6 protein-coding genes are annotated in these 8,773 nt (G+C 68.0%); 3 read left to right on the top strand and 3 right to left on the bottom strand.

Annotated elements, in window-relative coordinates; genetic code table 11:
- The first annotated feature begins 128 nt into the window (after positions 1-128).
- Positions 129-536, top strand: a complete 408-nt coding sequence (locus tag N7573_RS21960; protein ID WP_004153945.1) for a YciI family protein — start codon at positions 129-131, stop codon at positions 534-536.
- On the opposite strand, the gene N7573_RS21965 is transcribed toward N7573_RS21960, so the two are convergent.
- On the bottom strand, positions 514-2,595 hold the full coding sequence (locus tag N7573_RS21965; protein ID WP_279943286.1) for an NHL repeat-containing protein: 2,082 nt from the start codon (positions 2,593-2,595) through the stop codon (positions 514-516). The two genes, N7573_RS21960 and N7573_RS21965, sit on opposite strands and share 23 nt — an antisense overlap.
- A gap of 165 nt (positions 2,596-2,760) precedes the next feature.
- Here N7573_RS21965 and N7573_RS21970 point away from each other — a divergent pair, with 165 nt between their 5' ends.
- Positions 2,761-4,281 (top strand): hypothetical protein, encoded by a 1,521-nt coding sequence (locus N7573_RS21970; RefSeq protein ID WP_279913744.1) that lies wholly within the window; start codon positions 2,761-2,763, stop codon positions 4,279-4,281.
- A gap of 42 nt (positions 4,282-4,323) precedes the next feature.
- Here N7573_RS21970 and N7573_RS21975 read toward each other — a convergent pair whose 3' ends face one another.
- Together N7573_RS21975 and cycA are read right to left on the bottom strand one after the other, a co-directional pair.
- The gene (locus N7573_RS21975; RefSeq protein WP_279913745.1) at positions 4,324-5,100 is read right to left on the bottom strand and encodes a lytic transglycosylase domain-containing protein; all 777 of its coding nucleotides are present in this window, start codon (positions 5,098-5,100) and stop codon (positions 4,324-4,326) included.
- 218 nt (positions 5,101-5,318) lie between these two features.
- The gene (gene cycA / locus N7573_RS21980) at positions 5,319-6,692 is read right to left on the bottom strand and encodes a D-serine/D-alanine/glycine transporter (RefSeq protein ID WP_049399140.1); all 1,374 of its coding nucleotides are present in this window, start codon (positions 6,690-6,692) and stop codon (positions 5,319-5,321) included.
- 228 nt (positions 6,693-6,920) lie between these two features.
- Here cycA and N7573_RS21985 point away from each other — a divergent pair, with 228 nt between their 5' ends.
- Positions 6,921-8,537 (top strand): EAL domain-containing protein, encoded by a 1,617-nt coding sequence (locus tag N7573_RS21985; protein ID WP_279913746.1) that lies wholly within the window; start codon positions 6,921-6,923, stop codon positions 8,535-8,537.
- Positions 8,538-8,773 lie beyond the last annotated feature (236 nt).

The raw sequence follows: 8,773 nt of genomic DNA on the forward strand, positions 1-8,773 counted from the left end.
AACCCACCCCACCACGGAGGGGCTCCGCCGTTCGCCGATCGCCCGCCGCAGGCGGCCTTTCGCGCTGCAGCATGCCGGCAGGCAAACCTGCGCCATCATGGACACCCCGCCCCCGCCAGGACCGTCCCATGCAGCAGTACCTGCTTCTGATCTACATCGAGCCTGCCCTGCTGCAGGCCCTGCCCACCGAAGAATTCAACGCGCTGATGCGCGACTGCCTCGCCCACGCCGACAAACTGCAGGCGGAAGGCACGCTGCTGGCCGCGCAGAAGCTGCAGCCGGTCGACACCGCGCAGACCCTGCGCGTGCGCGATGGCCACAGCCGTGTACTGGATGGCCCGTTCGCCGAAACCCGCGAACTGCTGGCCGGCTTCAACCTGATCGTCGCCCGCGACCGCGACGAAGCCATGCGCATCGCCCGCGATTTCCCGTGGGCACGCTTCGGCAGCATCGAGGTGCGGCCGCTGGAAGACATGGACGCCGAGCGCGAACGCTGCGGCGCCCCGGCTGCGGCTATGGCAGCAGCCGTACCCTGATCTCGCGCGGGCCCACGCCTTCGTTGCCGCTGTAGTCGCGCACGCTGGCGCGCACGGTGTACTCGCCCGGTGGCAATGCCGCCGGCTGCCAGCGCCCGGTTTCCATCAGGCCGTCACGCACGGTGTTGGTGGCGAGGTAGCGGAAGCGGGTCACCGCACTGCCATGCACGGTGATGCCGCTGTCCGGTGCGTAGGCCACGCGCACCGCTTCGGTCTGCGGCGGCATGCGGTTGAACACGATGTTCCAGCGCGGCTGCTCATAACCCTGCAGCGGCTGCCCGGCAGCATCGAGGATCTGGTAGCCCACCTGGTACATGCCCAGCCGGCGCCGCGGCAGGTTGTTGTCGACCTGGTCCCAGGCCTCGACCACGATCTGCACGCCGCGGCCCTGCCGCGCCAGCATCACCACGCCGTCGCTGCCGGCCGCCAGCGGTTGGTCGTTGTCGTCCAGCAGCACCACATCGGTGATGCGCGGTGCGAAGTGGTCGGCGTAGTTGTGGAAGCCCAGCGCCACGGCGTTGGTTTCGAAGCCGCCGGTGCCCACCGCCAGGTGCACGTGCGCCTGGTTGTTGATGCTGCCCAGGCGATCGCCGACGTGGATGCGCGTGCCGCGACGCACGCGCATCCGCTCCAGCTTGCCCTGTTCGTCGTACAGCGCCTGCCAGCGCGCATCGAACGGCTGGTCGCGCGGTGTGCGGCCGACCCGCATGTGGATGTACTTGAGGCGGTCCACGGCCAGGCCCTCGGCCTGCCCACCCAGGCTCCACGCCGCTACCGGGCTGCTGATCTTGCCATCGGCGATCGCCAGCACGGTCTGGCCGACATCGCCGCGCACATCGAAACCGCCGTGCAGGTGGTGGCGGCTCTCGCCCTTGAAGTTGCCGCGCACTTCGCCCAGCGTGCCGACCACTTCATGCCAGCCATCCTGGGGTGCCAATGGCCAGCGCCCACCGGTGTCCGGCAATGCTGCATCGGCAGCGGGCCCGACCAGCGCCGGTGCCGGCAGGTCACCCACCGGCAGCGGGCGCAGGCGGTGCAGGCGATAGCTGGCGGAATCGGCCACCAGCACACTGCCATCGGCATCCATCGCCAGGCCACTGGGGCGGGCCAGGCGCGGCAGGCGGCCGTTGCCCACCAGCGCGATCTGGTGGCCCTGCGGCGTCACCTGCACGATGCGTCCATCAAGGTCACCCACGTACAGCACGCCGTCGTGCGTGGTGGCCAGCGACAGCGGCCCATTGATCACGCCGCCATCGCCCAGCAGCGTGCTGACCGTGCCGTCGGCACCGACCCGACGCACCGCGTTGTTGAACAGGTCGGCCACCAGCAACGCGCCGTGCGCATCGAAGGCCAGCGCCACCGGGGTATCGAAGCGCGCCGCGGCGCCCAGGCCATCGGCCAGTCCCGGGCGCTCGCCGCCGGCCAGGGTACGCACGTTGCCATCGGTACCGATCACCCGGATGCGGTCGTTGAAGGTGTCGGCCACATAGACCTGGCCCTGCGCGTCCACCGCGATGCCCATCGGTGCATCGAAGCGCGCCTGCGCGGCAGGGCCATCGGCGTAGCCCTGTTCGCCACCGGCCAGCGTGGTCACCTGGCCATCGGTGCCGATACGGCGGATCGCGTGGTTGCCGGTGTCGGCCACATACAGGTTGCCCTGCGCGTCGGCGGCGATGCCCGAGGGCGTATTGAAACTGGCCTGCAGTGCCGGGCCATCGATACGCCCCTCGCCCTGCCCGGCCACCGTTTCAACGCGGCCATCGGGAAGTCGGCGACGGATCCGGTTGTTGTCACCGGCATCGGTGAAATAGACGCTGCCATCGGCACTGCGCAGCAACGCGTACGGATCGGCGAAACGCGCCTGCGCGGACGCGCCATCGCGGTCACCCGGGTGGCCATCGCCGGCCAGCGGCTCGATCTGCGCGGTCCACGCCAGCGGCGTTGGAACCGGACCTGCCGGTTCAGCCGGCGTATGCAGCGGCGTCTCCCACCAGGTCGCGGCCAGTGCCACTACGGTCGCCAACGCTACGCCTGCCGCCATCCATTGCCACCGTGCCATCGTGCTGCGCTGCCTGCCTGCTGTCTGAAGAGACACCGACAATAGACGCTGAACGCAGGATCCGCCAAGGCCAAACGTACTGCCGGATACCAGAGTTCCATGCGTCGCGCTTGTTCTCCCTGGCTACAGCGGGTTCAATGCTCTTCCCACGGATGGAGATCCTCCATGCCCCGCATCTTCCCCCTCGCCGCCCTGCTGGTGGCCGCACTGGCCAGCACGCCGGCCTCCGCCTCGATCTCGGTGGCACCACAGAAGCCGTCAGTCACCGCCGATGCGATGCACCAGGCCTATGCCACGCGATGGGATGAGGCGATCCAGCAGTCACGCAGTGGCAACACGCTGGGCGCACTGATCGCGATGGAACGGCTGATGGAAGATCCGATGCTGGATGACTTCGATGCTGAACATCGCGGCCGCGCCGCGCAGGTGGCCGGCTGGACCGCGATGGTGCAGAAGAAGCCGGACCAGGCTCGCCGCTATCTGCAGCGCGCGCAGGAGGCACTGCCGGACGATGCGCAGATCCTGCTGACCCTGGTCTCGGTGGAACTGTCCGAGAACCAACCGGCGCCTGCCACCAAGCACCTGGTGCAGGCGCTGAAGCATGCCGACGCGCCGTTGCCGGTGGACCACCACGCGATCAACTACCTGCAGTTCCGCCTGCGGGACCAGCCGCAGCAGCGCATGGAACTGCTGCAGGCACTGTTCGACAACGGCTGGAAGAGCGGCGGCCTGGAACCCACCGGACTGTGGCTGGCACTGGCCACGCTGCAGGCCGACAACGGCCGTGGCGAGGCCATCCCCGCGACCCTGGCCCGCATCTCCGCGCCCGCCGAAATCATCCGGCTGCGCAGTGACAAGCGCTTCGATCCCTATGTCGACCGCGCCAACCCGCGCTTTGATCCCGTGCAGGCTGCACAGAAGCACCTCGACGAACTGCGGGTTTCCGGCCTGCTCGACCGGGCGCTGGACGCGCGCATGGCCGAGTTCAGCAGCACGCTGCTGATGCTGGACCGCAACGAGGAAGTGCTGGCGCTGACCGATGGCATGGCCGCTGCGGCCGCCGAAGGCGAGGCGCCTTCGGCGGCAGAAGCCGAATGGGTGGCATGGCTGCTCAACAGCCGGCTCACCGCGCTGCGCCGGCTGGGCCGCAACGAGGATGCGCTGGCGGCAGCCAAGCTGGCCGCACGCATCGGTGCACTGGGCCCCGATGGTGCCGAGCACCAGTTCAACGTCGGCTTCGTGTTCAGTTCGCTGGGCCGCATGCAGGATGCCGCCACGGCAGTGAATGACATGCCGGGCCTGGCCGGCTACGGCAAGGCGGCCCAGGCACTGCTGCGGTTCGTTGCCGCCCGTGAACGTGGCGATGCCAAGGCCGAACAGGCCGCGCGTGCAGCGATCCTGGCCCAGGGCGATGACGCGCGCCTGTTCCAGCGCGAGATGCTGCTGGACGAGGGCAATCTCGACGGCGCAGCTGCCGTGCTGATCGAACAGTTGCGCTCACCCGTTGAACGCGGTGAAACGCTGGCCAGCCTGCAGGACATGCGCACCTATCCGTCGCTGCCCGGTGACGTGAAGATCGATGCGGCCTGGCGTGCGCTGAAGCAGCGCGCCGACGTGCAGGCCGAGGTTGCCCGCCTGGGCCGCATCGAACGCTACGAACTGGTCAGCACCTCCACCTCGCGCTGAGCAAGCTCCCATGTAGAACCACGTGCGTGCAGCACCACCCTCCTAGCGCGCCGGCACCTCGCTACGGATGCCCATCGCCTCGCGGTAGCGTGCGTACAGGGCCATCACCTTGTCCACGTAGGCCAGGGTTTCGGCATAGGGCGGCACGCCCTTGTAGCGGGTGACCGCGCCGATGCCGGCGTTGTAGGCGGCCGCTGCCAGCGGCCGATCACCGTTGTAGCGACGCAGCAACGCGCGCATGTAGCGGGCGCCGCCATCGATCGACTGCTGCGGCGAGAACGGATCATTCACCCCGTACTCCTGCGCGGTGTCCGGCATCAACTGCATCACGCCCTGTGCGCCTTTGCTGGACACCGCCAGCGCATCGAAGTTGCTTTCGGCATGGGCGATCGCGCGCAGCCACGCATCATCCACGCCGGTGGCCTTGGCGGCGGCCTTGAACTGTTTGGCATGCTGCGCCAGCTGCGGCTTGCCCACCTTGCCCAGGCCTTCGTGGGCAGGCTCACCCGGCGGCGTGGCCATGGTGAACTTCAGGAACACCCGCGAGCCGGGCAGGTTGCGGGTGGAGTAGACCAGCGCGCCATCCTGCTCGCGCTCGTACAGCACGCCGCTGAACACGCCCATGTTGCCCCACAGATTCGGGGTCTGGATGGCGTTGTCGTCGATTTCCTTCGGGGTGCAGCGTGAACCGGGTTCCGGCGCGGTGGCCAGGCTGACGGTGTTGCCCTGCACGCAGCGGTAGACCGTACGCGCGGCGGCCAGCCCGGGCCACAGGCTGGGCAGCAGCAACAGCGCAAGCAGGAGAGGGCGACGGGACATGGCGGCCGGATCATCCGGCCGCGCCCGCTAATGCTGGGTGAATGGGGGTCGGCAGGGCTGCGCCCTGCACCCGTGGTAGTGCCGGCCGCTGGCCGGCAACCTCAACAGCAACGGCAACGGCCGATTTCCTGCGGGGGTCGGATCCCGTTGCTGCGCAACGGTCTCTGACCCCACGCCAGAGAGATCTCTGGATCAATCGATGGAACACAAACGCTGGGTTACTTCGCGGTCCTCCGCCGCACCCAATACCCCACGCCCAACAGCACGAACCACACCGGGCTGGCGACCAGCGCCTGGCGGGTGTCGGCCTGCAGGCTCAGCAGCACCAGCACGGCGGCGAAGAACACCAGGCAGGCCCAGCACATGGCGACGCCACCGGGCATCTTGAAGATCGAGGCGGCGTGGCGTTCCGGGTAGCGGCGGCGGTAGGCCATGTAGGCCACCAGGATCAGCGACCAGACGAAGATGAAGAGCACGGTGGCCAGCGTCGTCACCAGGGTGAAGGCGGTCACCAGGTTGGGGATCAGGTAGATCAGCAACGTGCCGCCCAGCAGGCACAGGCACGAGAACAGCAGGCCACGGGCGGGCACTGCGGCGCGCGACAACTTCGACAACCCGCGCGGTGCGTGGCCCTCTTCGGCCAGACCGTACAGCATGCGGCTGGTGGAGAAGATGCCGCTGTTGGCCGAGGACGTGGCCGAGGTCAGCACCACGAAGTTGATCAGGCTGGCCGCGGCAGGAATGCCGGCCAGCACGAACAGCTGCACGAACGGGCTCTTGTCCGGCACCACCTGGCGCCACGGGGTGACGGCCATGATCGCGATCAGCGCCAGCACGTAGAAGATGATGATGCGCACCGGGATCGAGTTGATCGCCTTGGGCAGGTTGCGCTCGGGGTCTGCGGTTTCGGCGGCGGTGGTCCCCACCAGCTCGATGCCGACGAAAGCGAACACCGCGATCTGGAAACCGGCGAAGAAGCCGACAAGGCCCATCGGGAACATGCCGCCGTCATTCCACAGGTTCGACAACGACGCGGTGTGGCCACTGGGCGAGGTGAAGCCCCACGCCACCAGCCCGGCGCCGGTGATGATCAGCGCACAGATCGCCACGATCTTGATCAGCGCGAACCAGAATTCCATCTCGCCGAACAGCTTCACCGTCACCAGGTTCAGTGCCAGCAACAGCAGCACGCAGGCCAGTGCCGGTATCCAGGCATCCAGCCCAGGGAACCAGAACTGCGCGTAGGCGGCAATCGCGATCACGTCGGCGATGGCGGTGACGATCCAGCAGAACCAGTACGTCCATCCACAGAAGAAGCCGGCCCAGGGACCGAGCAGATCGGTGGAGAAATCGATGAAGGATTTGTACTGCAGGTTGGACAGCAGCAGCTCGCCCATCGCGCGCATCACGAAGAACAGCATCGCGCCGATGATCAGGTAGACGAAGACGATGGACGGGCCGGCCAGGCTGATGGTCTTGCCCGAGCCCATGAACAGGCCGGTGCCGATGGCACCGCCGATGGCGATCAGCTGCAGGTGGCGGTTGGACAGGCTGCGGCGCAGGTGCTCGGGGGGCGTTGCGGGCTCGGTCATGGGCGTGCACTGGGGCGGGCGAAGCGTTCGACGTTAGTCCTCCCCGGCCCGGAGCGCCAGCGCTGGACGGCCCGATTGCGTCAATCATGGTCGCTTTCATCACATTGTGACCGAATACCGGATTTGTCCCATTCCGCCCGGCCCGGCGTCATGCTCAGATAGCCGCACCTGCCCAAGGATCGGCCTGACCATGTGCCCTGCCCTGCCCGCCCCGCTGGAGCTCCGGCCTTGAGTCGGCTACGCGTGATCATTGGTGGCACCGCGCTGGCGCTGCTGGCCGCGGCCGTGCCGATCGCGGTGATGGCCTATGCCACCTGGGACCGTGCAGTCAGCGTCGAGCAGCAGCGGCTGCGCGACATCGCCGGTCGCGCCCTGCGCCGCGCCGACCAGTCCTACCAGGAAGCGCTGGCGGCACTGCAGTCGGCCGAGGTCGGCGCCCACGACGCCTGCGGGCCCGACCATATCCGGCGCATGCAGACGCTGGTGATGACCTCGCCGTCGGTCGACCAGATGGGCTACTTCGAGGGTAGCAAGCTGCGCTGTACGTCGTGGGGGCCGTTCCTGTCCGACGTCAACCAGCCCAAGGCCGACCACGTCACCAGTGATGGCGCCGGCATCGCCGTGGATGTGCGCCCCGAGGCCAGCGGACGGCGCCAGGTCCTGTCGATCCTGTACGGCAACTACGACGTGCTGGTCGATCCGCGCCGCTTCGTCGATGTCATCGCCGACCCGAACGTGCGCCTTGCCCTGGCCAGCCCCGATGGGCGTCTCCTGGCCAGGCAGGACGGCATGGATCCGGCATTGCTGGAGACCCTGCTGCGCGCCCCCGATGAAGGCCTGGACCACCACACCCTGTATGCCACCGCCCGCAACGAAGAGTGGTTGGCGATCGCGACCATGCCGCGTACCGCGCTTGCCGCGACCTTCCGCCAGCAGGCGTGGCTGTTCGTGCCGATCGGCGTTCTGCTGGCCGCTGCCGGTGCCGGCCTGGTGATCTGGCTGTCGCGCCGCCGCCTGTCCCTGCGCGGCGAGCTGGCCACAGCGATCCGCCGCCGCGAGCTGTACCTGCACTACCAGCCGATCATCGAGCTGGATACCGGCATCTGCGTCGGCGCCGAAGCGCTGGTGCGCTGGCAGCGCCCGGATGGCACCCAGGTGCGGCCGGACCTGTTCATTCCGCTGGCCGAAGAGGCCGGCATGATCGGCGCGGTCACCGATCTGGTGATCGAGAACGTGGTGCGCGACATGCGTGAACTGCTGGTGGCCGACCGCAGCGCGCATATCGCGATCAACCTGGCCGCCGAAGATATCAGCAGCGGCCGTGCGCTGAAGATGATCTCCAAGCACATGGCCGGCAGCGGCATCCTGCCGCAGCAGATCTGGATGGAGGCCACCGAGCGCGGCTTCCTGGATCTGGACCGCGCCCGCACGATGCTGGCGCAGGCGCGTCGGGCCGGGCACAGCGTGGCCATTGACGATTTCGGCGTCGGCTTCTCCAGCCTGCAGTACCTGGAACAGCTGCCACTGGACGCGTTGAAGATCGACAAATCATTCATCGATGCGATCGACACCGAGAGCGCCACCAGCCCGGTAACCCCGCACATCATCGACATGGCCAAGGAGCTGGGCCTGTGGGTGGTGGCCGAGGGCGTGGAGACCGAGGCACAGCTGGCGTATCTGCATACCCGGAAGGTCGAGTTCGCGCAGGGTTGGCTGTTCTCGCGGCCGCTGCCGCGGGATGAGTTCGTGGTGTTCCATCACAAGCGGCAGCAGCGCTATGGCGCGGCGCGGGAGCACATGCAGAATCCGCGCAGCGTGCCGATCGAGCGTGAGGGGATCGAGTAGGACGGCCAACGGCAGAGCCCCTCGTGGTGGGTCGCGCCCAGTGGATCCATCAGTTGGGGCCGGGTGGATGGGTCGCGCAGGGGGCGCTGCAAGTACGTCCATGTAAGCTCGGTCGCCGCATCCATGCGGCTCACGCCCCTGCGCAACCCACCCACCCGGCCACGGACACATTGCGGCGGCGTCCCACCACGGAATCAACAGAAGAAAGCAAAAGCAAAAGCAAACGCGGGTCGCTG

The sequence above is a fragment of the Stenotrophomonas sp. GD04054 genome (assembly GCF_029836955.1).
Lineage (GTDB): Bacteria > Pseudomonadota > Gammaproteobacteria > Xanthomonadales > Xanthomonadaceae > Stenotrophomonas > Stenotrophomonas maltophilia_A.

Bases quoted from the DNA above. Each gene is read 5' to 3' on its own strand.
- N7573_RS21970 (WP_279913744.1), top strand. From the start codon at position 2,761: ATGCCCCGCATCTTCCCCCTCGCCGCCCTGCTGGTGGCCGCACTGGCC.
- N7573_RS21975 (WP_279913745.1), bottom strand. From the start codon at position 5,100: ATGTCCCGTCGCCCTCTCCTGCTTGCGCTGTTGCTGCTGCCCAGCCTG.
- N7573_RS21960 (WP_004153945.1), top strand. From the start codon at position 129: ATGCAGCAGTACCTGCTTCTGATCTACATCGAGCCTGCCCTGCTGCAG.
- cycA (WP_049399140.1), bottom strand. From the start codon at position 6,692: ATGACCGAGCCCGCAACGCCCCCCGAGCACCTGCGCCGCAGCCTGTCC.
- N7573_RS21965 (WP_279943286.1), bottom strand. From the start codon at position 2,595: ATGGCACGGTGGCAATGGATGGCGGCAGGCGTAGCGTTGGCGACCGTA.